Genomic DNA, 26,245 nt, shown 5'->3' with positions numbered 1-26,245 from the left:
ATGAGTAAAAAACTTAAAATTCTCATCATTGCAGGAGCCCGACCGAACTTTATGAAAGTAGCTCCCATTATCCAGCAAATACGGAAATACTCTGAAAATGCGGCTAGCCATGGAGTACGGCTGGAGCATCGATTGATTCACACCGGTCAGCATTATGATGAAAAAATGTCTGACATTTTTTTTTCTGATCTTGGTATTTCCGCGCCAGACATTAATCTGGCTGTAGGCTCTGGATCTCATGCCATGCAGACTGCCAATGTGATGATGAAATTTGAGCCTGTCTGTGAAAAGGAAAAACCAGACTGGGTAGTGGTAGTTGGAGATGTTAACTCGACTATGGCATGCACTTTGGTTTGTTCGAAACTTGACATTAAAGTGGCGCATGTGGAAGCTGGTCTGCGCAGTTTCGATCGAGGAATGCCTGAGGAGGTGAACCGGATTGTCACAGATTCATTGGCGGATCTGTTGTTAACACCTTCGGCTGATGCAGATGAAAATCTAAGAAGAGAGGGTGTTTCAGACTCAAAGATAAAACTTGTCGGCAATGTCATGATTGATGCCTTAGTGGCAAATGTTGAAAAAGCGAAGGCCAGTCAAGTTCTAAGCCGACTGGGATTAGTTAAGAAGGCTTTTATCTATGTGACGCTTCATCGTCCCTCCAATGTGGATCACCAGGCCAGTCTCTCCATGATCATGAAAGAGTTGCAACGCATCGCTGGCGAGCTCCCTGTAGTGTTTCCGATGCATCCTCGAACACGCAAAATGTGTGAGAGGTTCGGTATTCCGCTTGATGAGTGCAAAGGGCTGCGTATCGTGGAGCCGTTTGGTTATCACGACTCCCTGTGTTTAACGGAGTCGGCGCGATTGGTACTTACTGATTCCGGCGGTCTTCAGGAAGAGAGTACTTATTTTAAAACCCCCTGCCTGACGCTGCGACCGAATACTGAACGTCCGGTTACGATCACGATGGGCAGCAATAAGCTTACAAATTTGGATCAACTGTCCGCCGATATAGACGAGGTACTTGGTCGTAGTACAGCTATCAGCCAGATACCGCCGTTCTGGGATGGCCGGGCATCGGAACGAATTATAAACAGCCTTATTGAAGCTAGTTGATACAAGCTAGAGCGTTGGTAACGGTGAAATGAGCGATTAAAAATCAGCGTATAGGAATTACGCATTTTTACCTTTATCCACCGGAATGTGGATAAGGAAGCAGAGAGTAGCATACTCAAAGCAGGAGCTCTAGATTATGCGGGAGCAGTTACTGAGAACTGGGAAATGGAGTGATTCAAAAGAGGGAAAAAACTGTTCTAAATCCTGCGGAGTAATTTTGGCCAGCGTAAATCATGAGCATGTATGTTTAAACAAATTTAATTTATTAAGTCGGGAATCCCGAACTGCATCTGCAGCATTTTGCAGCCAAGGCATGTGGGGTTTGGGCAGCACTTAAGCTCCGATTAATAAAAACTTTTGTCTGTCTGCCGGTCATGGCCGACAGGAAATTTATCAACTTCTTATTGTATTTAATGCTTAGGCGTATTGGTGGGGCTATGGAATTTGAGCAATCTGTATTTCCTTATGTTGTTATTACTCCAGCACACAATGAGGAGGCATTCATTGAGAAAACAATTCATTCAATGATCAGCCAAAATGTCCGGCCTCTCAAGTGGATTGTAGTGAACGATAACTCAACAGACCATACAGGAGAAATTGTTGAGCAGTATCTCGCTCAGCATGAATTTCTTCAGTTGATTAATTTAAAGCGATCAGGCGAGAGACACTTCGGAAACAAAGTCAGGGCTTTTAATCGGGGGCTGGCCGAAGCTCAGGTTTATAACTATCAGTATATAGGAAACCTGGATGCCGACATCTCTTTAGAGAGGGACTACTTTGAGAGGATTCTGCATGAGTTCGCCAAGGATCCAAATCTTGGAATCGCCGGAGGAATGGTTTCTACCTGTATTGGCGATAAGTTTGTCAGCCAGGAGGTTGCGCTCGACAGCGTGGCCGGGGCGGTGCAATTGTTCCGGCGCGGATGCTTTGAGCAGATAGGCGGATATTTGGTGTTGCCTCAAGGCGGGATCGATGCCGCAGCGGAGATTATGGCGCGCATGAAAGGATGGAAGACGCGGACATTTCCTGATCTTCGCGTGTTTGAACATCGTCGAACGGGTACGGCAACAGTCAGTCCGCTGGTGTCGAAAATAAAGGATGGACAGCGTTTTCAATCGCTAGGATATGGCTTCATGTTTCTGTGCTTGCGCTGTATGTATCGATTGATGGACCAGCCAAGAATTGCAGGAAGCGCGGCTATCCTCTATGGCTATTTAAAGAGCGTTATCAACAGAGCACCAATTGTTTTGCCACCGGATGTTGTCCAGTATTTACGGGCAGAACAGCGCAGCAAGCTCATACGCTTCTTAAGGCGTTCGTCCTGGGTGCAAAAAAATGTGTAGTTACGCTGTAGCCGCCATCAGTGGCCAAGCTGACTTACATATCGACATTACACCACAAAGCTAAAGTCGGGAAAACTGTCACTCGACAGAGCTTTTGCATGATTAGACGGAGATATTCCAAAGGAAAACAAAAGAGATCAAGAGTATTCGCATGATGCCTTGCGCTGGCACTGGCTGATACTTTAAAGAAATCTACTTATAATTGATGCGGAGGCAAGGCCTGTTATGTGCGGTATTTGTGGTATCTTTGATCAGTCGGGAAATTCCATTGACCAGCTTACTCTCGAGCGAATGAATGCTGTTATCAAGCATCGAGGGCCGGACGGCGAAGGTTTTTTTGTGAATGGCGGAATCGGATTGGGACATCGCCGGCTCAGCATTATTGATTTGGAGGGTGGCGCACAGCCCATACCGAATGAGGATGAAACACTACAAGTCGTTTTCAACGGTGAAATTTACAACTATATCGAATTGAGAGAGGAATTGTCAGCTTTAGGACATCAGTTCCGAACACTTTCCGATACCGAGGTTATTGTCCATGCCTACGAACAGTGGGGTACTGAGTGTGTTAATCGTTTTAATGGAATGTTTGCCTTCGCAGTAGTCAATATACGCGAAAAAACTATGTTCCTGGCGAGAGATCACCTGGGCATCAAACCACTCTATTACGTTTGGATAGGAACCCAATTGCTGTTTGCATCTGAGATCAAGGCATTATTGCAGCATTCCGGCTGCCCGCGCGAAGTTGATCTTGAATCGTTGGCCGAGCTATTTACATTTCGATATGTCCCTTCACCGAAAACTCTGTTTAAGGAGATCTTTAAGCTGCCTGCCGGGCATTCGATGCTGGTAAATATGAGTTCTGCCAGAACAGAGCGATTTTGGAAATGGATCCCTCAAATAAGAAAAAAATGGCATGAACAGGAATTGATAGAAGAATATCAGGGACTGCTCGACGATGCCGTGCGGCTGCAATTGCGCAGTGATGTGCCGTTGGGGCTGTTTCTCAGTTCCGGTATCGATTCAGGCGTCCTTCTGGCCATCATGAACAAGTATTCTCCTGGACGGATCCAGGCATTCACGCTCGGTTTTGAGGGAGGAGAAAAAACTAATGAAGTTGCGGATGCCCGATTGCTTGCCGATATGTTCGGAGCCGAACACCACTTCGAAATGGTGGGTGCTAAGGATTACATCGAGTATTACAACAGCTTCCTATGGGATATCGAAGAACCTGTCGGGCATGAGGCTGCTAGCGCTTTTTACTTTCTGGCAAAAGGGACTGGCACGCATGTCAAAGTCGCTTTGACCGGACAAGGAGCGGATGAGCCTTGGGCCGGTTACGATCGTTATATCGGTATTAAGCTTTCGAACCTATACAACCGCCTGCCATTCCCTGTTACGGATTCGATCGCATGGGCTGTCACCCGAATGCCTGGGCGCTTCGAACGGTTAAAGAGAGGCGTCACGTCTCTTGGAGAACCCGATATGCTGACCCGGTTTACCAAGGTTTACTCGTTTTTTAGCGAGGATATGAAGCGTCAGCTCTTCGAGACAGCCCTGAAAGAGAAGGTCTTCGTTAACGGATATCAATCCAAAGAGGCAATTCGTCACCTGCAATCAGACGTTAACCATCTGGATCCTGTTACGCAGATGCTCTATGTTGATACGCGAGCAAACCTGCCTGATGATCTTCTCATGGTAGGGGATAAGACCGCCATGGCGAACTCGCTCGAAGTCCGCGTTCCCTTTCTGGATTATCGGCTGGTAGAGTTTATTGAAAGTCTGCCTCCAGACTTAAAGCTGCACGGTTTTACAGGAAAATACCTTCACAAAAAGGCTCTGCAGAAATGGCTGCCAAAGGATGTGATATACCGTAAGAAAAAAGGCTTTGCAAATCCCATCGAAGAATGGTTCCGCACAGGGATGCGGAGTTACCTGGAGGAATATCTTCTGGGGTCGGATTCGGCTTCGGCCTTATTCTTTGACCAGAAGTTCATTCGTCAGATGTTAGCCAATGATAGAGAAGGTAAAGACCAGTTTCGCCGCCATATTTATCTCTTGCTTTCATTCGAATTGTGGCACCGGAAGTTTATCGGCTAGCAACCTATATCTACACGAGAGGATGACATGGATCTATCAATTATTATTGTCAATTGGAACTCCAAAGATTATCTGCAAAAGTGCATAGCATCGGTTTTCGCATGGACAAGCAATATTGATTTTGAAATCGTAGTTATTGATAGTGCATCCTACGATGGTGCCGACGAAATGCTCAAGCGGTGCTACCCGCAGGTTCGATTTATACAGAGCGATCTAAATCTGGGGTTTGCCAAAGCGAATAATGTGGCCTTCAGAGAGTCAACTGGCCGGTATGTCCTGTTTTTGAATCCGGATACCGAACTCATCGGTCCGGCTATCAATATTTTGTTTGACGCTGTTCAAATGCTGCCAAAAGCCGGAGCAGTCGGCTGCAAGCTGCTCAATGCGGACAGGTCCGTCCAGACCAGTTGTATCCAGGCGTTTCCGACGATACTTAATCAAATGTTGAGTTCTGAATATCTGCGGTTCTTATTCCCAAGGTCATCGCTTTGGGGTATGAATTCGCTTTTCGGAGCCAAGAATGAGCCGGCGAAGGTGGATATGATCTCCGGGGCTTGTTTAATGTTGAGGCGTTCGGTGTTTGAGCAGGCGGGTCTCTTCAGTGAGGATTATTTCATGTACGCTGAAGACTTGGAACTCTGCTACAAAATCAGGCAGATCGGTTATTCAAATTACTATATCCCCACTGCCTCTGTCATTCATTTCGGCGGAGGCAGCACAGAGAAAGGCCCCAGTGAATTCTCGGTTGTTATGGCGCGTGAATCTCTCTGGCGATACATGAAAAAAAATCGAGGGAATATTTATGGTTCAGCCTATCGGGCTTCTATTGCGGTTTCGGCAATCGGGCGACTGCTTGTGCTGGTGATTTTATTGCCTCTGCACTGTCTCAGGCAGAGCGAGCCATCATGGAATTCATCGTTGAAAAAATGGTGGACTATCCTGGCTTGGAGCTTGGGGCTCAAGACAGCAGTATCGAACCAGTCATGAAACCGGCCATTAATTTTCAACCATTGCCAGAACTATCCGCAGACTGGAGATAACTATATGTGTGGTATCGTAGGTAAACTCTCTCTTGACGGTCGACAATCAGTTAATCCTGATCTCATTAAAAGGATGGCAGATGTGATCGCGCATCGTGGGCCTGATGGTGAAGGGCGTCATGTAAAAGGACCTATTGGACTGGGGCATCGGCGGTTATCCATTATTGATCTGAACACCGGTTCCCAACCTATGTGTAATGAGGACGGTACGGTCTGGATCGTTTTCAATGGCGAGATCTATAACTATCTCTCACTGAGATCGGAATTGAAAGCTCAAGGCCATATCTTCAAATCCGCCACGGACACGGAGGTCATCGTCCACCTTTATGAAGAATTAGGGGCGGAGTGTGTGTCACGTCTGCAGGGTATGTTTGCCTTCGCCATCTGGGACGAACGTAAGCAGATGCTTCTCTTGGCCCGCGACCGCGTTGGCATTAAACCGCTTTACTATACCGATACCGGAAAGGCTCTCCTGTTTGCTTCCGAAATTAAATCCTTGCTCGTGGATCCTTCAGTCACCAGAAGAATTAGTGCGCGTAGCATTGATCGCTTTTTAACGTACTATTATCTGCCGGGAAATGACACTTTGTTTGAGAACATATACAAGCTTGATCCCGGGCATTATCTGACGGTAAGTAAAGGCCGGATCAGGAAGCGCCGGTACTGGAATTTGCAGTTCAACACCGCGCATTGGGAGCGGTTCGAGGACGCGACGAAATCTCTTCAGGACCTGCTGATGAACACGGTTAAAGATCACATGATCAGTGATGTGCCAGTCGGCGTGCTGCTGAGCGGAGGCGTGGATTCGACCGGCGTATTGCGCTATGCGACCGAACAGAGCGGCCAGCCGCTTCATACGTTCACTGTTGGCTTTGATGGCGAGGCTTTTCCTGATGAGAGACCTTACGCCAGGCTTGCCGCCCAACATTACGGCGCCATACATCAGGAGATAACCATTAATGCAGGCGAGTTTGGCGACCTGCTTCCCAAATATATCTGGCACATGGAGGAACCGGTCTGCGAGCCGCCAGCTTTCGCGCTTTATTTAGTGTCGCGGCTGGCTCGGGAGTCGTCGGTCAAGGTTTTGCTGTCAGGCGAAGGAGGAGATGAGGCGTTCGGCGGTTACAACAAATACAGAAAGCTGCTTGCGCTGGAAAGACTGAAATCGGTCCTGGGAGGCGCGAAAAGCCCCTTGAGTTTCGGGGTCGATGCGCTGGCGCATCTGGGGTGGGAGCGTATTAGAAAATACGCCAGGATCATTGATCTTCCGTTGTCGCAGTACTACTTCAGTTGTACGGCAACGCCCGACACGCCGTTCAATCGCCAAAAAAAATCCCTTTACCAGAAAGATTTCTTAGACCTGCTCGGGCCAGGGATATCCCATGGCCCTACGCGAAGTCTTTTTGAACAAGCGGACAGTCTTCCGCTGCTTCATCAAATGCTCTATGTCGATACTAAATCCTGGTTGCCGGATGACCTGCTGGTCAAGGCGGATAAAATGACCATGGCGACCTCAGTTGAACTGAGGGTGCCGTTGCTTGATTTCCAGGTACTTGAATTTGCGGCTTCGCTGCCGCCACATTTTAAGGTTAAAGGACTGACGACCAAACGTATCCTGAAAGAGGCCCTGAGGGATTCCGTTCCTGATGCGATTCTCAAGCGAAAGAAAAGCGGTTTCCCGGTGCCTTATGACAAATGGCTGAAAACGGAATTGAAGGAATTAGTTTTTGAAACAGTTTTAAATCCCAACAGTAATCTAAGAAGTTACTTTTGCAGGGAAGGGCTGACGAAATTGCTCGAAATGAACCAGCGGGCGGACGGTTATTCTCAAGAGGTTTTCAGTCTGCTCGTGCTCGAGTTATTACACCAGCAATTCATTAACAGTAGCCAAGGGAGCATAGTCCAGAGGGCGGATATAACTAATGTGTCCACTGCTTCATGTTAACAGGACGATAATTCCAGGAAGAATCTGCATGTTTTGATTTGCGGTGGGCCGGCGAAGTGTCCGGAGTAAGAAACAGAGAGAAACGTGCATAAACAAAGCAGACTACGGCAACGCTCCAAAGCAGCTTGGCTGCCGGCTTTATCCTGAGCACTGAAGCGTTTGACAAAAAGATTTTTTTATCCCTGTTCGGAGAGACTATTCATGCAGTCCGTAAAGTCTATTACAGTCATAATCCCGACATTTAATCGCCGGTTGTTCATTACCGAAGCGGTGGGCAGCGTTCTTGATCAGGATATCGATGATCTTGAAATTATCGTAGTCGATGACGGATCGACGGATGGAACGCGCGACGCCCTCATGCCTTATAGGGAAAATATCCGTTATATCTATCAAGGCAACCAAGGTGTCAGCGCCGCACGTAACCGCGGTATCCAGGAAAGTCGCGGTGAGCTGCTGGCCTTCCTGGATAGTGATGACCTCTGGGCGCCGGAAAAACTCAAAACTCAGATAGATAAGGTACGGACCGAGAATGTTTTGTGTTTTGAGGGTGTGGAATGGTTTGTCGATCGTGAAGAAGACCGAGAGTTTCTGGATCAGTGCGAAGATGTGATGTGGCCGCGCTGCGATGCGTCTGGCGATGTGATCGATCCTGTCCTTGACGTGGCCGAAGGGCGATACTTTCATCTGGGAACGCTGCTTTGCAGGAAAAGCACATTTCTGGAAATAGGACTCTTTGATGAAAGTCTGTGTTATGGCGAGGATGAAGACTGGTTCAGCAGAGCTTCCTTGAAAATACCATTTTGCTATTTCTCTGAACCCTTGCTGAGAAGACGCTTTCATATCAATCAGATAGGTCATGAGCGCGAAGAATCCATACGCAGTTTAATCAAGGTCTTCGGCAATATCAAAGCTCGAACAGCGGGGGCGTACCCGAAGGCGCACGCTGTTGCCAACAAGCGTCTGGCCGCCAAGTGGTCTCATCTGGCAAACAGATTGGCCGATCAGGATCGTTTTCAGGAAGCGGCGGGAGCGGCCTGGACAGCTTTTAGCCTGGAGCCGCTCAATATGAAACGTCTGGTGAAAACAGCCTTATTGTCTTGTGCAATGTTCCGGTCAGGGCAAAACAGCTGACACCATAGGCCAATCGTTTCCGTAATATCGGCAGAGCTGGCGAGAGAAGTTTCAGGTTAAGCCGATTACTAAATTTAGCAGGAGTAAACATGAAGATATTGGTATCTATTGCAAATTTCGGCACGAAGAACGTTGAGTACGCAAAGCGCCTGATTCAGGAATACCGCGCCATGCCTTTTGACGTGGACATCTTTGTCCTGTCCGAGGCCCCGAAAGATTATGGAAATGATGTCAAAGTTCTTGTAGGGCTTCCGTCAAAGGAGCCATGGTCTCTCCCGTTCGGTCATAAAAAGTTGTTTGCGGACAATGTCGACAAGTATGATCTTTTTATATATACCGAAGACGATATGCTGATTAGAGAGCGCAACATACACGCTTTTTTGAAGGCATCTGATGAGCTCGGAGATAACTATTTGCCTGGCTTTATACAGTATGAATTGTATCCCGATGGCAAGAAAAACTACCCGCAAGCCCATGGTTCCTATCATTGGATTCCCAATTCGGTGAGAAAATCCGGTGATTTCATTTTTGCTCAATTTTCGAACGCGCATTCGGCCTGCTATATTTTGACCCAGGCTCAACTCCGCAAGGCTCTGGCATCAGGAGGATTTTTGGTGCCGCCGCATTGTGGCCGATACGACTTGCTGTGCTGTGCGTCAACTGATCCTTATACTCAATGCGGATTCACGAGAGTCGTCTGTTTATCCCATCTGCAAGACTTCGAATTGCATCATTTGCCCAACAAGTACTTGGGTCTTTGCGGCTTACATGAGGACAAATTCAAAGTGCAGACTGAGGCTTTGCTGGAAATCCTAGAGCAAAAAAGGTCTGCCGAGAAGTTATTCATTACCGAGAAGCGTCTGGATACCTTACATTGGGATAAGAGCTATTATGAATCATGCCGACACGATCTTTTGCAGTTCATCCCACCCGGCGCCCAGGATATTCTCACGGTGGGTTGCGGGTGGGGTGAGATGGAAGCTCATCTGAAAGAAAAAGGCAAAAACGTAGTAGCAATACCTCTTGATTCAGTAATTGCCAAACTGGTAGAAAATACGGGAGTTACTGTCACGCCGGCTGATTTCGAACAGGCCTTTGGCATGCTTGCCGAGAGAAGATTTGATGCAATTGTCTTGCCGGAAATTCTCCAGCATCTACCTCATCCTGTAGCGGTTCTTTCAAGGTTGAAAACGCTGCTGAATGAGAACGGTGTTCTTGTGGGCAGTGTTCCGAATTTGAGCCTGAGCAGGCGAATTTCCGGGCTATTGCGTGGGGAGAGCAAGAAGTATGGTCAGAAATTCGCTCGGCTGGCCGGCGGTTTTAACGAGACAAATCTGAATCTGACAAGCTCGGCGATAGTTAATGAATGGCTGAAAGCCAGCGACCTTTATCCTCTGGACGTGAGCTATAAAGAGTTTGTCTCATTGGGTCCTTTGTCCATGCTGGTGTCCAGCTTACCCAAAGGAACGGTGACTCGAAACATTGTGTTTGCTGCCAACCGGAGAAGTAACTGAGACGAAGCCGGGAGAATTTCATTACTAACTTTTTCTCATACTCACTGGTTTATTATAGGAAAAAGAGCGCCTTATCGGGGCGCGAGAGGGAATGCGGGCACTCTTCTGACTGACAGGCGATTCCGTCATCCTGGTGGCTCTTGAGCTAATAATTGCAAGAGTTATATAGAAAAAAACAAAAGTTTGGTCAAAATATGAAACCGACGTGAGTGTGGCGGCGTGCGCGAAGAGGGACGCTCCGAAAGCCCATACCATAAATGGAGAACTATCCTGTGGTAAGTGGTTCGCCTGCTGCAAGCCTTGCCCCACGAAGGAAAATCCTTTGCCCAGGATGGCCATGAACAGCAACATTAAAGGCAGTCCGCCATAAACTCCCATCAATATATAGTGATTCGTGATGTCAATATGATCCTTGCTCCATTCAACGCCATAAGCTAACCAGTGGCGAGTGACATCCGTGCCCGCAAACCACCATTCCGAGAAATGGTTTATGGCGGCTTCGATCACTACAGCCCTGTGCCAGCTCGTACTGCCACCAGCCAAATCAATTCGTGCTATAAGATAATAGGCAGGAGCTTTCATAACCAGATCCAGCGCAATGTAGGCCAAAACTGAAAGCCACCGGAGCAACCGCATCTTGTCTCGCCAATGCCACATGAATAAAGCGCCAATACTAAAAAATGCGCTCATAATCGGTCCGCTGGAAGATGATGCAAAAACTATCAGGCAACATGTCATAATTCCTGCCAGGGAGGTTTTTCTGTGTTGTTGCCAGAGGCCCGCCATTAACGGCAGACATACGGCGCCAATCGTTCCTGCCAGAATTGAATGCGCAAACGGCCCTTGAGCGCGAACCCTGCCATTGCGAACTGAAGACATTTCCGGAATTTCTTCGCTCAGCATCGAGAACAGATTGTGCCCTCTAAAGTGTTCATAAAGCATTTCGGCAGATAGTGGAATCAATAGGATGGCTGTGATGCGGACTAGCTTAACCACATCGTCCAATGATTGGCAAAAAACGCGAAGAAAAAAATAAATGCCGCACGAGTTGTAAACAAGGCCGAGCCGGTTTACCAGCACGCCCATGACATCCTTATGAAAGACGGGGCTGATGAGCGCCCAGGCGGCCCAGAGCAGCATCAATGCGTCAAGGCTGTTCAAGCGCCCCGCTATGCGTTCGCCGCGTATAATCACCCGGACGAGCCCAATGATGACCAGTACTCGCAGAGCGGGAAAATTGAAGGGCCCCAGTTCAATCCCCTGCCCGAGGGGAAAGTAGCAGGCTCCAACCAGAAAGGGCAGGGCAGCCCACCGTTTTGGGAGTGCTAACAATGCAACCGTATTAATCACCAAAAAAACAATAGTTATACTGTTCATTTTGCTCCAATAACAGGGATATGATCATTTCTGGTTTATGAATCGGGAGGCAAGCGGTGCAATTGTTGGCAAAAGAAATTATTTGAAATCAGCCGACATAAGAATACACCATCACAACCAATAGTAATGTCATTATTCTGAATAAGCCAGAATAGAATGATTCCGTGTGGAAAATATTTTAAGGCGACATAAAAACGTTGATAATCAGGGGCCACCTCATCTTCTTTTGGTCGACTAAGTACTCTACCTTATTGACTGTACGGTCTGGTGTATCTACCATTTTGTTTACAAAATCCATCTCAGGTTAAGGGGCGATTTTTTCAAACTGGGAGATGTTGTTGAGAGCGATACATATGTGCGCAATAAAATGGCCTTCACTTGCTTGCTCGCCACATTAGCGCTTAACCCGATTTTTTGTTCCATTACGCCTCATCCTCCATCCCTATGAAATATATCTGTCTTTGGTTAATTTCACCTTAACATTAGGAGGTTCTCATGGAACCGATTCAATTCAGCGCATCAAATAGGGATGGTATGCGTCTACGCGGCATGACCGCAGTTATAGTCTATCTGGCCTTTATGCCCCTTCCTGCATCAGCCGCTTCGTCAATGGCTCCAGATGCGAAGGCTCGTACGCAATCTAATTACGGGAAGCTGCCGCTCAGCTTTGAGGGCAATCAGGGCCAGGCGGATACTCAGGTTAAATTCCTCGCCAGAGGCCAGGGTTACACACTGTTTCTGACGCCCGGAGAAGCGGTGCTGAGCCTGAAGAAATCTCAGGCCCAGGCCAAGACTCCCTCTTCCTCAAAATTTTCTCCTTCATCGCCGCCTAATCCCAAATTCTCTCCTTCGCTTCTGCCCAATACGAAGTTTTCCTCTTCTGCCGAGATGATAGGGGCGGTGCTGCGGATGCAATTTATCGGAGCGAACCCTGCTCCCCGAATCGTAGGCAAGGAAGCGCTGTCCGGACGGGTCAACTACCTGGTCGGCCAAGATCCCAAACAATGGCTCACAGGAGTACAGACCTATGCTAAGGTCGCTTATGAGAGCCTCTATCCGGGCGTGGACTTGATATACTACGGCAACCAAAGGCAATTGGAGTATGACTTTGTGGTGGCGCCAGGAGCCGATCCCCGCCAGATCAAACTGGCTTTCCGGGGTGCCGACAAAATCGATATCAGCTCGGCAGGAGAACTGGTGCTGCATACGCACAGCGGTTTACTTCGCATGCACAAGCCGGTCGTCTATCAGGAGATAGGCGGTATCCGCAAATCCATCGGCGGCAGCTATATGCTCAAGGATGGTCAGTCGCTCGGTTTTCAGGTGGACTCCTACGACGTCACGAAGCCACTGATCATTGACCCGGTCCTGATCTATTCAACCTATTTGGGCGGGAGCGGGGGCGATGAGGGCTTCGGTATTGCCGTGGATACGCGAGGGCGAGCCTATGTGACAGGACAGACTACCTCAGCCAATTTTCCGACCGCGGGCGCCATACAGCCGGCTATAGGCAGTACTAATGGCAATCTTGGCGATGCCTTCATCGCCCAGTTCACAGCCGATGGTTCGGCGCTACGCTATTCCACCTACCTTGGCGGGACAGGGAATGAGATTGGCTTTGATATCGCCGTGGACAGACAAGGTCGGGCCTATGTTATAGGATCGACTGGCTCGGCAGACTTCCCGGTCGTGAATGCCGTACAGCCCAACTTCGGCGGCGGTTTTTCTGATGCCTTCGTGGTCCAGCTCACGGCCGACGGCTCGGCATTGCGCTATGCGACTTACCTCGGCGGGAATGCGGATGACCAGGGCGCGGGCATCGCCGTAAACCGGCAGGGACAAGTCTCAGTGACGGGGACTACAGGCTCGGACGACTTCCCGATCATGAGCGCCCTGCAGCCTGTTCTCATCGGAAGTGCCGATGCCTTCGTCGCCCAGCTCACGGCCGATGGTGGAGCGCTCCGCTATGCGACTTACCTGGGCGGGAGGGAGCGCGACGAGGGCCTGGATATCGCTGTGGATACGCAGGGCCGGGCCTATGTAACCGGGAATACGCGATCATCCGACTTCCCGATTGAGAAAGCTCTGCAACCTGTTTTTGGCGGTGGTCCTGATGATTCATTTATCGCCAAATTTACAGCCGATGGTTCGGCGCTGAGCTATTCCACTTATCTCGGCGGAAGCGATGGCGATTCAGGCTCGGGCATCGCCGTGGATCAGCAAGGCCGCGCCTATGTGACAGGCGTAACCAATTCGACCAACTTCCCAACCGTAAACGCCTTGCAGCCTACTCTCGGCGGCGGAGGCCATCATACAGATGCCTATGTCGCCCAAATCACGGCCAATGGCGAAGCGCTCCGCTATGCAACCTACCTGGGCGGCAGCGGGTTTGAGGTAGGCTTCGGTATCGCTGTGGATCGATGGGGTCAGGCCTATGTGGCAGGATGGACCGAATTGTCCGATTTCCCGGCAGTGAATGCTGTGCAGCCAACTTCAGGCGGCCAGGTTGATGCTTTTGTCGCCAAGCTCACGCCCGACGGCAAGGCGTTGCGCTATGCGACCTACCTCGGCGGGAAAGTAGATGATCTGGCCAATGGTATTGCCGTTGATCAGCAAGGCCAGGCCTATGTGACAGGAAGAACCTCTTCCAAGGATTTTCCGACCAAGAATGCCCTGCAGCCAACGTTTCGTGGCGGCAGCAGTTTTTTTAGCGATGCCTTCGTGACAAAAATCGGAAACTGATAAGAACTTTGAAAGGGAAGAGCGCAATAGCCATTGCCAGGCAATTTAAGGGAAGACAGAGAAATTTCAATGGCGAACACTCTGGAGCACGGGGATATTTTGTTTCAAAGGCGGGTTTGGATGGAGTCAGTGTTAGAGAATATATCCGGCATCAGGAAAGCCAGGATGAATATTTTGGACAGTCAAGCTGGATATGAGCGGCGGCTTGCCGCAATAAGAGCCCTTTGAGGGCGTAACCCAATAAACCTCCGGCTATGCCGGAGGTAACTTAATTAATGACAACCCACTAGCTTCAAGCCAGTGGGTTATAAGTTAATTTGAGATAACCTCTGGCAAGATGCAGAGAGTTATACTCGCAGTTAACAACAGTTCAGATATTACTGAACTCTGAGGTTGGTCGGAGGCAGGAGGGTAGATGTGCCTGTTGTGGCGCTTTGGGTGCTGCCTCCGAATTCATATGCTCCGATATCAAATTTTCCATCAGTTCCTCTTGTATTGCTCAGCAAATCTTTATTGTAAGGCGAAGATAAAGAATAGCCGGCGTTTGTGGGTGATTTTAATGAAAAATCATTGCTATTAAAGTTAGCAAAAATGGAAGTTGGAACATTGGTTTGAGCATGGCTTTGGCCGCGCGCATTCGAATCGGAGAACCCGTTATAGTCATTAACCGTTCCAGGCCCGCCATCGAAACCGACACCTCTGTTGTTTATGAACAGGTTGTTATAGACCAGATTGTTCGCCCCACCGCCAAATGCAGTACCCGCGTTACCACCTATGCTACCGATAAAGGTATTGTTATAAACTTTGCTGTTGGAAGTCTTAAATCCTTTTGCATAGCCATCGAAACCGATAGAAGCATCCCCAGTCTGGAAGTTGTAAACGATGTTGCCGTAGAATTCCAGCCCGCTGCCCGCGCCAGGGATAGGGTTAGGACCGTCGGTAATGGCAACAATAGCTGTGCCTCCACTGTCCAGATAGGCGTTTCTGAACTTGTTATAGCGAATTACCGCGTTAATACCGCTATAGTAAAGATTGACGATCTCACCATGGTTGGCGCCATTGCTCACTACACCATCAGATGCACTGTATTCAACGATAGCTCCTGTGGTTGAGCGTAGGAACCAGACATTATTGCTGCCGCGGACATACATGCGGCTGAATACCAGGCCAGTGTGCTGAGGGCCGCCATAAGTGTCTGTATCAACGGCATACTGGCGGATAGTCTGGTTCGACGGCAGGTTCTTGTACGGAGCGTCGATATAAACGTTTTTTACCGTAATATTGTTAGCCGCCGGTCCGCCATTGGGGCCGATGATGATATTCTGGTTCAGCTGATTGCTGTGGTAAACCTGAATGCCATACGATGCACCATCAAACCAGTCGTTTTCGTTTCTTGTTTGGCCGTCAAAAACATAGTTGCTTCTGTTAAAGACAATCTGGGAATCAAATACGGCTTGCGTAGATCCGTATGTCGCTTGCCAGCCTGTATCCGTGCCATGATCAGAAGCGATAGCTTTTTTGATCGTGATTACAGAGGAGCCTGATTCAGGGTCATCAAAGGTATAGGCAGGATACTTACCGCCTGCTATATAGTAGGTGTCGCCTCGCGTCAATGTGGAAGGCAGCGAAGTGTAAGCATTATTCCAATCATTACCATTATTGGCACCCGTGGCGCCTGCTCTGACGTAATGATTAGCCGCTATCGCCGCTTCGGTGGCGAATAGAGATAAAGTAAGCATTGCTGCTAGTGTAATAGTTTTCATTTTTCCTCTTTGTATTAGGATTTATCACTATATAAAGTTATCCGGAGCCTTGGGCGCATCATCCTTTTTTGAGCAAACTGTTCGACAGCTGTACTAAGATCAAATCACACATTAGATTCAGTGTTACAGATTTTTGTAGTACTCGCTCTTCTCGTCAGTAGCTGTCTTCCGCTTTAACAGAGCCCAGTGTTAACTAGTTGTTGCTAGCTATCCGGAATAATCTAGGTGGAGCTGACTTCGCTCAATGCGGTATCAGCTCCATCAGTATGTCAACTAGACAGTTAGTGATTCAGTATTAATAACCATTTCCATAGACTGACATCGACGCATTGGTTTTATAGCCACGTCTCGAACCAGTCCAAGTGGCGGGTAATTCTTTCAGTGCTTTACGGCCACTGCTTCTCTCCATCAAACCTTTGCCCGATCCTATACGATCCAGGAATCCGACTTCCCCATCCGCACCCATGATCGCGATCCAATAAGGTTTGCCAGCGGTAACACCGGCTCCGGCAATTGAAACTGTGTTCCATGCATCAGGCTTAATCGTGCTCAACTTGCCTTGAGCAACAAGAGCGCCAGGATGCCCTTTATTATCCTCATAAATGCCTGCAACCAGTTGTTTCGCGGTTGTGCTGACGTCCAGATAAACTTTTACTTGAGTTACCACTCTGGAATTTTGGGATACCGTTTGGAAGGCTTGAGCAATGCCCTGAGGTACATATTCGACCCAAGGCTCTTCGTTTTTATCACCCATAACAAATTTCGGCGGGTTTGAGACACTGATTGCAGTCTTCAAGTTGTACTGGACTTCCGCTGCGGACAAGGCGCGATTATAAATTCGCACTTCATCGATAAGGCCCTTGAAATAGGCTTCCCAAGTACTGTTTCCTCCGATGCGCAGTTCGCCGTTGGATGCTTGAATCAGGCTTTTTTCTGCGCCTTTGGCGACTTCAACGCCATTCATATAAAGCCGTCCGTATTGTCCATCATAGGTCACCACAAGGTGGGTCCATTGGTTTACTGGCAGCTGGTTCTGGCCGGGGAGAACATGGTATTGCCCGTCATAAATTCCAGCAGCAGGTACATTAGCATCTGCATTAAGAAGGCCATAGACTGCTCCACCGGATTGTTCCTTCGCAATCAAAGCTTTTTCGCCAGCCTGAGACTGTGGGTTGACCCATGCCTCGAGAGTCATGCTGGTTGAAAGATCTAATGATGGGCTGTCTTTGATCGTGACCCAATCATTCACGCCGTCAAACTGCAGCGCTTGTCCATAACGACCCTTGGCGATTCTGGCAGCTTCTCTAATAGTGCCATGATTACCTTTGCCCGAGGCATCCGCAACCGTATTGCCGCTGGTTTCCTCAAATCCGTAGGCTGCTACCAAGCCATTATTACTGGTAACTTGGCCGGTAGTACCTCCATTAGTCGCTCCTGCAGTACCTCCGCTAGTGGCTCCATTAGCTGCTCCATCAGCTGCTCCGCTAGTGACTCCGTTAGCTGCCCCGGTAGTGGCTCCATTAGTTGCTACGGTAGTTTTTGTCGTGGCAGGTATTGTCTTACTAATTTCATTAGAGTAACCGCTTTCGTTGGTTCGGGCCGAATTATAGGCCTTCACTGCGGCATAGTATGTGACACCTTCCTTCGCTCCCGATATCGTGAGCGAGGTCTTGTTGCCGACATCTACATTGTCCGTGTACTTGCCGCTGCTCTGGCCGTAGGAGACGATATAACCGCCGACATTGGGGGACTGGCTGGCATCCCAGGCCAGATTCACGCTGGCTGCGAAAGGTTGGCTGCTGAACAGCAACAGGGCGAGTCCAGCAGGTCCAGGACGCAGAAAAAGCTTGCGTGAAGAGGTGTTTTTTAAATAACTATTCATAATTGTTTCCATGGCCCTCTTAAATTATAGGAATCGGGCTTAAGGTTAATAGATGACTTTAAGATGTTATGGGGAAGATCAACTAAACGGATACAAGCTAGTCTTGTTTTTCTTTTTTGTGATAAAGGCGAAAAATAGAATTTGAAAAACAGCAAAGGAACTATTTAAAAATTCATGCTAGCAAGTTGAGCATCAGTTCAATGATAAGTGTTTGTACTAATGGATATTCGTACTAAACGGCCGGATAATAAAATTGAAATTATTCCTTATCATCACTTATGGCCGTAACACAGACGCCAATGGGATTGAAGGCTTATGCCACTCATCCAACTGACTGTATGATCCCCATGAACCCAACATGTTAAAAGCTTCTAAAAGCGCTAATTGAGTTGAAAAAGATGTAAATATTTTTTCCTCTTTGTAACTAAAGCAGGACTAATAGTAAGCAGCATTAATTAAAACTCTCTTAAATCTACGTAAAATTACTTAAGTAGAAGCACCTAAAAAATAGATTTAATGAGACGGTCAGCCAAGCCAATCCCAAGCCACAAGCGCTGAGGAGGCTTATATTGGGTTGCCAATCCATTCAGGAACTTGTCATGTTAATGAAGTTTCAACCTCAATCAGGGCCGCTGATGCCTAGATTTTTCCAACAGTTTGTTACCGAAGTCTTAAGCGCGGCTATTTTTGGGAAAGATTGGAGGTTACAAAGAATTAACTGTTAAGAAAAGCCGGATTGTTGGATAAGACTTTCAATTTTTGAGGGCTTAATGGATAGGGGCGGGTAGCTTTCGAAATATTGAAAGTCGGATAGTAGACATGTTCAGGAAGAGAAAATTATTATGAACAATTATTTTGTAAACATTTTCTCGCGCGAGCAGTTTCTGCGCTTTGGATTGATCGGATTCACCCTGTTGTTCGGCGGCCAACTTTTCGCAGCCAGCGTGAATCTGGCCTGGGATGCCAGCCAGTCCCCCAATGTCGGCGGTTATATCGTCTCCTACGGCCAGAGCAGCGGCAAGTACAGCTCAAACATTGATGCCGGCAACAAGACCTCGCTCACGGTATGCGGATTGCAAGAAGGTCAAAAGTATTATTTCGCGGTGAAGGCCTATGATTCGGTCCGGAAGACCGAAAGTAATTATGCCAATGAAGTCAGCAAAATAGTTCCTATTAAGGCGGCGCTAATGGCGGATTTCACGACTAGTACAACCAGCGGCGCTCCAGGTTTAGTGGTGAACTTCGCACCTGTCAGCAGCGGGACAGTCATAAGCTGGAAATGGGATTTCCCTGGTTCAATCACTCCTTCCGTAACGAACACGACTGCTGAAGTCGTCACTGCGACTTACCCTAATCCAGGAATGTATAGCGTAAGTCTGACATTGATCGGACCAAGTGAAAGTGTCACCAGAACTAAGAGGAACCTGATCACCGTGGAGGGTACGGGCGGAACTGCAGGGGAAAGCGAGTAGCTGAAAAGCCACGAGGCTGATGATGCTCAACTGGGAAGACCAGAAACAAGGGCGTTTTGTACGGGTAACGTCTCTGGACTCAGCGGATAAACAAGCGGTATGCGGCAGGATTTTACCAGCCAAGACGACAGCACTGGTTTGTTGAATCTGGCGAGCGGTGATTAAACGTGCGATGGCCAGCAGGTCGCAATGATCTGCCGGAAACGGTGGCAAGTCGAAGAATTTCATAAATCACTGAAAGTCAATCCAGATTGGCGAAATCTCCAATTTACACGGTCACCATACAGAATAATTCTGTGTTTATGGTCATCTATGCCGTATTCAAGCTGGCGAGCTTGAAGAAACACAAAGCCAATCTTTCCGCCTTGCGGCCTAAGCTTTTTATTAGGTCCTTACTGGATTCTGAGGAGATATCCAATAAGGGCCTAATGTAAGTGATTTAAATTTCTGAAATTTGAAATCGCCGATAAACAAGCGATAAAAATCTCTTTTGCAAGAAAAAGGCGCAAAAAGTCACGCCTCCAGCGGCTCAGTCGAGAGTAAGGCGTTCATTGATTTATCGACATGCCTATGCGGATGCCAATTTGGTAGCTTATGAATATATTTGGAAGGATGCCGACATAATAAATTTGAGCATTTGGTTTATATCTTTTCCAATCCTGTTTATGGTGCAGATATCAAAGTGCTCTTTTTCACTCATGACAATGTCGATCATCCTGCTTCGCAGTACGTGACGAGTAAAAAAGCGAATGAACTGATGGCTCATATCCGCAGTCATCTTTATAGGCTGCCGACTACGGGTTTGCGTTTTTTATGATAGACGGATTGAGGGGCGGCCAGGTATGTCCTTGTTTATGGTTATTCATAATATTTTTGAGAGAAGGCCGATGGATGTTTTCAATTATGATAATCACCGACGGGACTTTACTTGTAAGGATAACACTACCGAGGGATAGTCAGTGTCATTGATAGACCAGCACAGGAAAATACGGACTGGTCTGGAGATAAACTGGATCCGAGCACAAATCGGATCCTCTTTCGCCTCTATAACAGAGGCAATAACAATCCCGTCAATTTATTGACTTTATTGAAATAGTCAAAAATGTTTGAAAAGGAGGTTATAGCGAATTTTTATCTCTCCGGCCTGGAGATGTTCCCGATGCTTATCCGGATGTTTCTTATCTAGTGTGTAATTACATTAACAGATTTTATGTTTTTCACGATTTTGTTGAATGGTATAGAGATTGTTACGGAATTAGGAGGTAAGTATGCATAACAGAAAAATATCAGTAGTTGGTTTAGGTTATGTCGGATTGCCGGTTGCAGTCGAATTTGGTAAAAGTCAGCAGGTTATCGGATTCGATATCAATTCAATACGCATTGAGGAGCTAAAAAAAGGCATTGAGCGCACCAATGAAATAGATGGGGAAGAATTGGCGAAAGCCAATATTTTATATACCTGTAATGCTGAAGATTTGAAAAAAGCAAATTTTCATATAATTGCGGTGCCTACGCCGGTCAATAAAGCCAAACAGCCGGATCTGAGGCCGGTAATCAAGGCCTCAAGAACTGTGGGTAAACAACTTAAAAAAGGTGATATTGTTGTTTATGAATCAACAGTCTATCCGGGAGCTACAGAGGAAGATTGCATTCCAGTTCTGGAGCAGGAATCGGGGTTGATATGGGGTATCGATTTTAATGTCGGGTACTCGCCTGAGCGAATTAATCCCGGCGATAGGCAGCATACATTTAAGACTATTACTAAAGTAGTGTCAGGAGATACGCCTGAAACGCTGGAAACTGTAGCGTCTGTTTATGAATCCGTGGTTACGGCTGGTGTACATAAAGCAGCTACCATCAAAGTCGCGGAAGCAGCCAAGGTGATTGAGAATACTCAAAGGGACTTAAATATCTCATTAATGAACGAGCTGGCTTTGATTTTCAATAAAATGGATATTGATACAAGAGATGTTTTGGCCGCGGCATCAACAAAATGGAATTTTTTGCCATTCGATCCCGGACTGGTGGGAGGACACTGTATAGGCGTTGACCCTTATTATCTTACTTATAAATCGGCAACTTTAGGCTATACGCCACAAGTCATCCTGTCCGGGCGCAGTATTAATGACAGTATGGGAAACTTCATAGCCGCTCAGACGGTAAAGGAATTAATCAAAGCCGAAAAGTGCGTCAGAGGCAGCGTAGTCACTATTTTAGGCTTTACGTTTAAAGAGAATGTTCCCGATATAAGAAACACACGAGTCATTGATATTTATAGAGAATTGCAAACCTACGGCATTAATGTGCAGGTGTTCGATCCCCTGTCGGATTCAAATGAAATAATGGAAGAATATGGGGTTAAATTATCATCAGAAGATGAACTGAAACCCGCTCATGCCGTGCTGTTAGCTGTACCGCATGATTACTTTTTAGATAAGGATTGGTCTTATTTGTTAGGTTTATTACATGATGAGACAGGCATAGTTATAGATATCAAAGCCAAGCTTGAAAGAGAGAGGGTACCAAAAGGCATTAAACTTTGGAGGTTGTAATATTTCATAGTAGAAATTGTTTTAACTGATGAGCTTGAGTTATGCACCGATTATTTAATCAGCCACACCAGCTATGCGACAGTAATAAGTTTGCCAGCAATGCTGAACGGCGAAGTAAATCATGATTAATTGACGAGGTTTTTATCGGAGCGAGACTATACCTCGAAAGATTTATGGTGGGAGGTCAAATCGATGGTGCGACAGCTTGAGCGCGAGGCCGGCTGTCTGATTTTTGATGATAGGATTCAGGAAAAAGCATAGACGGATGAGGGCGAGATCATGTGCTGGCATGGTTGGCTGATGGGCTTCGAACAAGAAGCGCTTTTTGTGCGGAGGGTCTGCAAATAAAGACGGCAGCACCAGCTTGCTGAATCTGGTGTGCAGTGATTTAAGGTGCGATGGCTAACAGGTCGATCTGCCAGCAACGATGGCAAGTCGAAGAATTTCATAAGTCCCTGAAAGCCAATGCGGGTTGGCAAAATCTCCAACTCGCATGGTGATCATGCAGAACAACCCTGTGTTTGGTCATCTATGCCGTGTTCAAGCTGGAATGCTTGAAGATCAGATATAAGGGCAATTAGAAGGCCTATTTTGAATTGCAAAAATGCAGACTGCATAACATCAGTCGAACAATCAGAAACCTAAAAGAAACCACTATTATGCAAAGTAAAAAATATATTACGGTCATAATTCCTACATTTAATCGTCGTAAGTTTATCGTCGAAGCCGTTACCAGCGTACTAGATCAAAATATTGATGATCTTGAAATTATTGTTGTGGATGACGGATCAACAGATGGCACACAGGATGTGCTTAAGCCGTACATGAATGTTATTCGTTACATATATCAGGAAAATCGTGGCGTCAGTGCTGCACGGAACCGCGGCGTTCGGGAAAGCAGCGGCGAACTGCTTGCCTTCCTGGACAGTGATGACCTTTGGTCTCCCGGCAAACTCAACGCTCAGATAAATAGGGTATTAGGTGATGATATTCTGAGCTTTCAAGAGGTGGAATGGTTTGTTGACCATGAAGAGGACCGGGAATTTCTCAACCAATGCAAAAGTGTAATATGGCCTCGTTGCGATACTTCGGGCTATGTGCTCGACCCCGTCCTCGATGTAGCCGCGGGACGATATTTTCACCTAGGAACTTTGCTTTGCAGGAAGAGTACATTTTTGGAAGTAGGGTTCTTTGATGAGAATTTATGCTTTGGAGAGGATGAAGACTGGTTCAGCAGGGCCTCCATGAAAATGCGCTTTCATTATATTTCTGAACCTTTTTTGAAAAGACGCTTTCATGTAAATCAGACCGGGGCTGAGCGGGAAGAATGTCTTCAAAGTTTAATAACAGTCTTTTCCAATATCAAAGCTCGGACCGAAGAAGTCCATCCGAAAGCTCATGCGATTGCCAACAGGCGATTGGCTGCAAAATGGTCCCATTTGGCAAATATTTTAGCTGATCAGGAACGCTATTTAGAGGCAAGTCGTGCGGCTGGAACAGCTTTTGTCCTAGAGCCATTCGATATAAGAAGGCTAATGAAATCGGTATTGCTATTTTGTAATGTTTCAGTCAAGTCAAAGTAGATGAAAAATATCTCTTCCTGTTTGCGCCCACTAACTGTACCGGGTCATTAAAATTCTAAAGTCAGGCGGAGGCGGACATATATATCGCTGTTGCTTTTTTGCATCGCCGTAAATCAGGTTATTGCGTAAATTACCTAGGTGTTGATACTCATTGTAAGGTTGAGCAGGATAAAGAATAATGAATTTTGAGCGATGTATCATAGTAGTTAGGCGGCTAACTTAGACTGCTAGAAAATAATGGAAAAAATAGTGCATGGTATTGCTCAAAATTTTGAAATGTTGCGGCTCAATTCAGCAGCAGCAATTCAAAAACAAAGGCATGAAATGAAACGCGATCATTAGAAAAGATTTAGAAGTGAAACGACCTGGAGCCGAATGCCCTATCGTTAATTCATTCGATGGTTTGTGGCTTTATCTATAAACGAAAGTAGTTTGGTCTTTTATTAATAAATGAGAAAGCAAGCGAAGGAGTTTATATGAATATTCGACAAATGTTATTAGCGGGTATAGCGGTTATGTTCTTAACTACAGGCAATGTCTGGGCTGACGAAGACAGCAAAACAAACAATGGTAAATCGGATTGGTTCTCTCGATCGACACTTGTACATAAGCTAAACACTTTGCACCGTAAAATACATGCTTGGCGTAATAAGATGTGGCAGGTTGGGAATTATGAGTCAAAGCAATCTTATGGATCTACACCTTCAGGTGGAGTTACAAATGGTTCTACATCTACAGGTAGCGTAGTAAGAGGCGTTGCTCCAGAAATTGATGCCGCATCCGGAACCAGTGCGATCGCTTTGCTAACCGGTGTTTTATTGTTGGCGGGCGAAAGGCCTCGGTCTCGACGGGTTAACATTTCCTGATCTATAGCATTAAAACCGGATCAGCATACTACTTATGCTGATCCGCTCTTTCTCACCTTTGCCGAATGATGACTGAATATGTAACACAATTTTGCACCATAGCAACCTCAAAACGATTAGCAATCCGCTGGTCATTGCTTCTGGCAATTCTGGCATTCGAATTCATGGCGATAACGATCAGGCATGATATGCCGCCACTCCTGGAGACTGAGGTTAGCTGGTCAGTTCGGTTATTCCATTCTTCGAATAAGATTTGGCGGATTGGCCTATGGATCATCTGCGCCAATCTCCTTATCTTTAGCCCGCGGATTAAAGCCGTGCTTGGCAGTTTACGGGAGCAGTCGAGCGAGTATCATTGGTCGATTTGGTTAGCATTCCACATTTTCACTTTTTTTGCGTTCGCAGTTGTTACTGCATTCCTATTTGCAACACCGGTCAATCCCGCTCGGCTCACAGCATTCTGGTTTACAGTTTGGTTTACATTGTTGAGCGCAACTTTGCTGTTATGGCTGCTCGCTCTGGCTCCAGGGCAGTTCTGGCTGCGGCTGATCCGTCAGGAATATACAGCATTGCTAATGGGAGGCATGCTGGGGATAGGCGCTTGGCAGACCATAAGAGTGCTCAATCGAAGAGAAGGATTCTTAGGTCAAGAAGAATTCTGGAACTCTTTGTCCATACCTACCATGCAGCTCGTCCATGCACTGCTCAGCTGGATTTATGACGACCTCGTCTATCAGCCCCTCGTCTATCAGCCGGAAAAATTCTTGCTAGGTACACCCTCTTTTCAGGTTGAAATCTTTTATCCTTGCTCAGGTTTGGAAGGGATTGCCCTAATTACCTTATTTCTTGCTATTTATCTTTGGCTATTCCGTAAGGCACTGCGTTTCCCGCAAGCCTTTTGGCTTTTTCCTCTAGGCATATTATTTATCTGGTTGGCCAATGCCGTACGTATTGCCATGTTGATTGCGATCGGCGCGTCCTTCTCTCCTGAAGTGGCGCTACAAGGCTTTCACGCCCAAGCCGGCTGGATAGCCTTCACTTTAATTGCCATCGGTGCGATTGCTTTGTCTAACAGGATGCAGTTTTTTACCATTGCCAACTCAGGCTTTCCCGTTGTTGGAGCCGACAAATCTCTTGCAGCGGCTCTGCTTGTTCCGTTATTGGCTTTGATGGCTGCTTCAATGGTGTCGTCAGCCTTTTCCAGCGGCTTTGATAGACTATATCCTGTCCGCGTGGCAGCTATCGCGGTGGCGCTTTACTACTTCCGCGATGCCTATAAAGGCCTCGGTTGGAGTTGGTCCTGGCAGGCGCTGTTAATCGGCACTGCAGTGTTCCTGATCTGGATGTTGCTGGAGCCCGACGCTGACAGCAGCAAGACTGCATTATCACAGGGATTGGCGGAACTCACGAGCGGATCGGCTGTGATCTGGCTGGCTTTTCGCGTGATTGGGTCGGCAATCGCGGTGCCCTTGGCTGAGGAGCTTGCCTTCCGCGGTTACTTGATTCGCAAATTAACCGCGAAAGACTTTGAAAATGTACCGCTTGGGCAGTTCTCATGGTTTTCATTCATGGCTACCTCCGTACTTTTCGGATTAATGCATGAACGCTGGGTTGCCGGAATCTTGGCCGGAATGGGTTATGCCCTGGCTCTATATCGTCGCGGGCAGCTTGGTGACGCCGTCATTGCCCATATGACGACCAACGCATTGATTGCCGTTTTTGTCCTGACCCAGGCGAAATGGTCTTTATGGTCATAAAAAATGATGAAACCGGAGGCTGCAAAGCGCTGCCGCAGTCTGAATAATATTGCTGATCAGGA

General features: G+C 47.2%; 17 protein-coding genes and 2 pseudogenes. 16 read left to right on the top strand and 3 right to left on the bottom strand.

Annotated elements, in window-relative coordinates; all coding sequences use genetic code 11:
- From wecB to ACTNE6_RS11435, 7 genes are all read left to right on the top strand, one after another.
- Positions 1 to 1,116, top strand: coding sequence for a non-hydrolyzing UDP-N-acetylglucosamine 2-epimerase (gene wecB, locus ACTNE6_RS11465; protein ID WP_442496793.1), 1,116 nt, complete (start codon positions 1 to 3; stop codon positions 1,114 to 1,116).
- Positions 1,117 to 1,553: 437 nt separating this feature from the next.
- Positions 1,554 to 2,459, top strand: a complete 906-nt coding sequence (locus ACTNE6_RS11460) for a glycosyltransferase (protein WP_442496792.1) — start codon at positions 1,554 to 1,556, stop codon at positions 2,457 to 2,459.
- A gap of 225 nt (positions 2,460 to 2,684) precedes the next feature.
- The gene (gene asnB, locus ACTNE6_RS11455) at positions 2,685 to 4,559 is read left to right on the top strand and encodes an asparagine synthase (glutamine-hydrolyzing) (RefSeq protein WP_442496791.1); all 1,875 of its coding nucleotides are present in this window, start codon (positions 2,685 to 2,687) and stop codon (positions 4,557 to 4,559) included.
- A 27-nt stretch (positions 4,560 to 4,586) separates the two neighbouring features.
- Entirely contained in the window at positions 4,587 to 5,546 is a 960-nt protein-coding gene (locus ACTNE6_RS11450; protein WP_442496790.1) for a glycosyltransferase family 2 protein, read from the top strand.
- A 57-nt stretch (positions 5,547 to 5,603) separates the two neighbouring features.
- A complete protein-coding gene (asnB, locus tag ACTNE6_RS11445; RefSeq protein WP_442496789.1) occupies positions 5,604 to 7,544 on the top strand; it encodes an asparagine synthase (glutamine-hydrolyzing) in 1,941 nt (646 codons plus the stop codon).
- Between the two features lie 201 nt (positions 7,545 to 7,745).
- Positions 7,746 to 8,675, top strand: coding sequence for a glycosyltransferase family 2 protein (locus tag ACTNE6_RS11440; RefSeq protein ID WP_442496788.1), 930 nt, complete (start codon positions 7,746 to 7,748; stop codon positions 8,673 to 8,675).
- Positions 8,676 to 8,764: 89 nt separating this feature from the next.
- Entirely contained in the window at positions 8,765 to 10,189 is a 1,425-nt protein-coding gene (locus ACTNE6_RS11435) for a class I SAM-dependent methyltransferase (protein WP_442496787.1), read from the top strand.
- Positions 10,190 to 10,213: 24 nt separating this feature from the next.
- Here ACTNE6_RS11435 and ACTNE6_RS11430 read toward each other — a convergent pair whose 3' ends face one another.
- Positions 10,214 to 11,566 (bottom strand): hypothetical protein, encoded by a 1,353-nt coding sequence (locus tag ACTNE6_RS11430; RefSeq protein WP_442496786.1) that lies wholly within the window; start codon positions 11,564 to 11,566, stop codon positions 10,214 to 10,216.
- A 495-nt stretch (positions 11,567 to 12,061) separates the two neighbouring features.
- On the opposite strand from ACTNE6_RS11430, the gene ACTNE6_RS11425 reads away from it, so the two are divergent.
- Positions 12,062 to 14,308, top strand: coding sequence for a DUF7948 domain-containing protein (locus ACTNE6_RS11425; RefSeq protein ID WP_442496785.1), 2,247 nt, complete (start codon positions 12,062 to 12,064; stop codon positions 14,306 to 14,308).
- Between the two features lie 8 nt (positions 14,309 to 14,316).
- Positions 14,317 to 14,505: a hypothetical protein gene (locus ACTNE6_RS11420; protein WP_442496784.1), complete on the top strand. Its 189-nt coding sequence runs from the start codon at positions 14,317 to 14,319 to the stop codon at positions 14,503 to 14,505.
- 180 nt (positions 14,506 to 14,685) lie between these two features.
- Here ACTNE6_RS11420 and ACTNE6_RS11415 read toward each other — a convergent pair whose 3' ends face one another.
- Both ACTNE6_RS11415 and ACTNE6_RS11410 read right to left on the bottom strand, forming a co-directional pair.
- A complete protein-coding gene (locus ACTNE6_RS11415; protein WP_442496783.1) occupies positions 14,686 to 16,071 on the bottom strand; it encodes a hypothetical protein in 1,386 nt (461 codons plus the stop codon).
- A 295-nt stretch (positions 16,072 to 16,366) separates the two neighbouring features.
- A complete protein-coding gene (locus tag ACTNE6_RS11410; RefSeq protein WP_442496782.1) occupies positions 16,367 to 17,953 on the bottom strand; it encodes a LamG-like jellyroll fold domain-containing protein in 1,587 nt (528 codons plus the stop codon).
- Between the two features lie 842 nt (positions 17,954 to 18,795).
- Here ACTNE6_RS11410 and ACTNE6_RS11405 point away from each other — a divergent pair.
- The 7 genes and pseudogenes from ACTNE6_RS11405 (at position 18,796) to xrtE (ending at position 26,183) form a co-directional block, all read left to right on the top strand.
- Positions 18,796 to 19,425, top strand: a complete 630-nt coding sequence (locus ACTNE6_RS11405; RefSeq protein WP_442496781.1) for a PKD domain-containing protein — start codon at positions 18,796 to 18,798, stop codon at positions 19,423 to 19,425.
- 4 nt (positions 19,426 to 19,429) lie between these two features.
- A pseudogene (locus tag ACTNE6_RS11400) lies at positions 19,430 to 19,859 on the top strand (IS701 family transposase); the annotation flags it as partial.
- Positions 19,860 to 20,693: 834 nt separating this feature from the next.
- Positions 20,694 to 21,977 carry a nucleotide sugar dehydrogenase gene (locus tag ACTNE6_RS11395; RefSeq protein ID WP_442496780.1) on the top strand — a complete coding sequence of 428 codons (1,284 nt, stop codon included), beginning with the start codon at positions 20,694 to 20,696 and terminating at the stop codon, positions 21,975 to 21,977.
- Between the two features lie 15 nt (positions 21,978 to 21,992).
- A pseudogene (locus ACTNE6_RS11390) lies at positions 21,993 to 22,555 on the top strand (hypothetical protein); the annotation flags it as partial.
- Positions 22,556 to 22,636: 81 nt separating this feature from the next.
- Positions 22,637 to 23,560 carry a glycosyltransferase gene (locus ACTNE6_RS11385; RefSeq protein WP_442496779.1) on the top strand — a complete coding sequence of 308 codons (924 nt, stop codon included), beginning with the start codon at positions 22,637 to 22,639 and terminating at the stop codon, positions 23,558 to 23,560.
- Between the two features lie 476 nt (positions 23,561 to 24,036).
- Complete coding sequence (locus tag ACTNE6_RS11380; protein WP_442496778.1) at positions 24,037 to 24,426, top strand: VPEID-CTERM sorting domain-containing protein; 390 nt, start codon at positions 24,037 to 24,039, stop codon at positions 24,424 to 24,426.
- Between the two features lie 65 nt (positions 24,427 to 24,491).
- The gene (gene xrtE, locus ACTNE6_RS11375) at positions 24,492 to 26,183 is read left to right on the top strand and encodes an exosortase E/protease, VPEID-CTERM system (RefSeq protein WP_442496777.1); all 1,692 of its coding nucleotides are present in this window, start codon (positions 24,492 to 24,494) and stop codon (positions 26,181 to 26,183) included.
- Positions 26,184 to 26,245 lie beyond the last annotated feature (62 nt).

It is taken from the genome of Methylobacter sp. sgz302048 (genome assembly GCF_052162025.1).
GTDB lineage: Bacteria > Pseudomonadota > Gammaproteobacteria > Methylococcales > Methylomonadaceae > Methylobacter.
This window is presented reverse-complemented; position numbering and strand designations above follow the sequence as displayed.

What these genes read in the sequence shown, in the direction of transcription:
- wecB (WP_442496793.1), top strand. Translation starts at nt 1, where the DNA reads ATGAGTAAAAAACTTAAAATTCTCATCATTGCAGGAGCCCGACCGAAC.
- ACTNE6_RS11460 (WP_442496792.1), top strand. Translation starts at nt 1,554, where the DNA reads ATGGAATTTGAGCAATCTGTATTTCCTTATGTTGTTATTACTCCAGCA.
- asnB (WP_442496791.1), top strand. Translation starts at nt 2,685, where the DNA reads ATGTGCGGTATTTGTGGTATCTTTGATCAGTCGGGAAATTCCATTGAC.
- ACTNE6_RS11450 (WP_442496790.1), top strand. Translation starts at nt 4,587, where the DNA reads ATGGATCTATCAATTATTATTGTCAATTGGAACTCCAAAGATTATCTG.
- asnB (WP_442496789.1), top strand. Translation starts at nt 5,604, where the DNA reads ATGTGTGGTATCGTAGGTAAACTCTCTCTTGACGGTCGACAATCAGTT.
- ACTNE6_RS11440 (WP_442496788.1), top strand. Translation starts at nt 7,746, where the DNA reads ATGCAGTCCGTAAAGTCTATTACAGTCATAATCCCGACATTTAATCGC.
- ACTNE6_RS11435 (WP_442496787.1), top strand. Translation starts at nt 8,765, where the DNA reads ATGAAGATATTGGTATCTATTGCAAATTTCGGCACGAAGAACGTTGAG.
- ACTNE6_RS11430 (WP_442496786.1), bottom strand. Translation starts at nt 11,566, where the DNA reads ATGAACAGTATAACTATTGTTTTTTTGGTGATTAATACGGTTGCATTG.
- ACTNE6_RS11425 (WP_442496785.1), top strand. Translation starts at nt 12,062, where the DNA reads ATGGAACCGATTCAATTCAGCGCATCAAATAGGGATGGTATGCGTCTA.
- ACTNE6_RS11415 (WP_442496783.1), bottom strand. Translation starts at nt 16,071, where the DNA reads ATGAAAACTATTACACTAGCAGCAATGCTTACTTTATCTCTATTCGCC.
- ACTNE6_RS11410 (WP_442496782.1), bottom strand. Translation starts at nt 17,953, where the DNA reads ATGAATAGTTATTTAAAAAACACCTCTTCACGCAAGCTTTTTCTGCGT.
- ACTNE6_RS11405 (WP_442496781.1), top strand. Translation starts at nt 18,796, where the DNA reads ATGAACAATTATTTTGTAAACATTTTCTCGCGCGAGCAGTTTCTGCGC.
- ACTNE6_RS11395 (WP_442496780.1), top strand. Translation starts at nt 20,694, where the DNA reads ATGCATAACAGAAAAATATCAGTAGTTGGTTTAGGTTATGTCGGATTG.
- ACTNE6_RS11385 (WP_442496779.1), top strand. Translation starts at nt 22,637, where the DNA reads ATGCAAAGTAAAAAATATATTACGGTCATAATTCCTACATTTAATCGT.
- ACTNE6_RS11380 (WP_442496778.1), top strand. Translation starts at nt 24,037, where the DNA reads ATGAATATTCGACAAATGTTATTAGCGGGTATAGCGGTTATGTTCTTA.
- xrtE (WP_442496777.1), top strand. Translation starts at nt 24,492, where the DNA reads ATGATGACTGAATATGTAACACAATTTTGCACCATAGCAACCTCAAAA.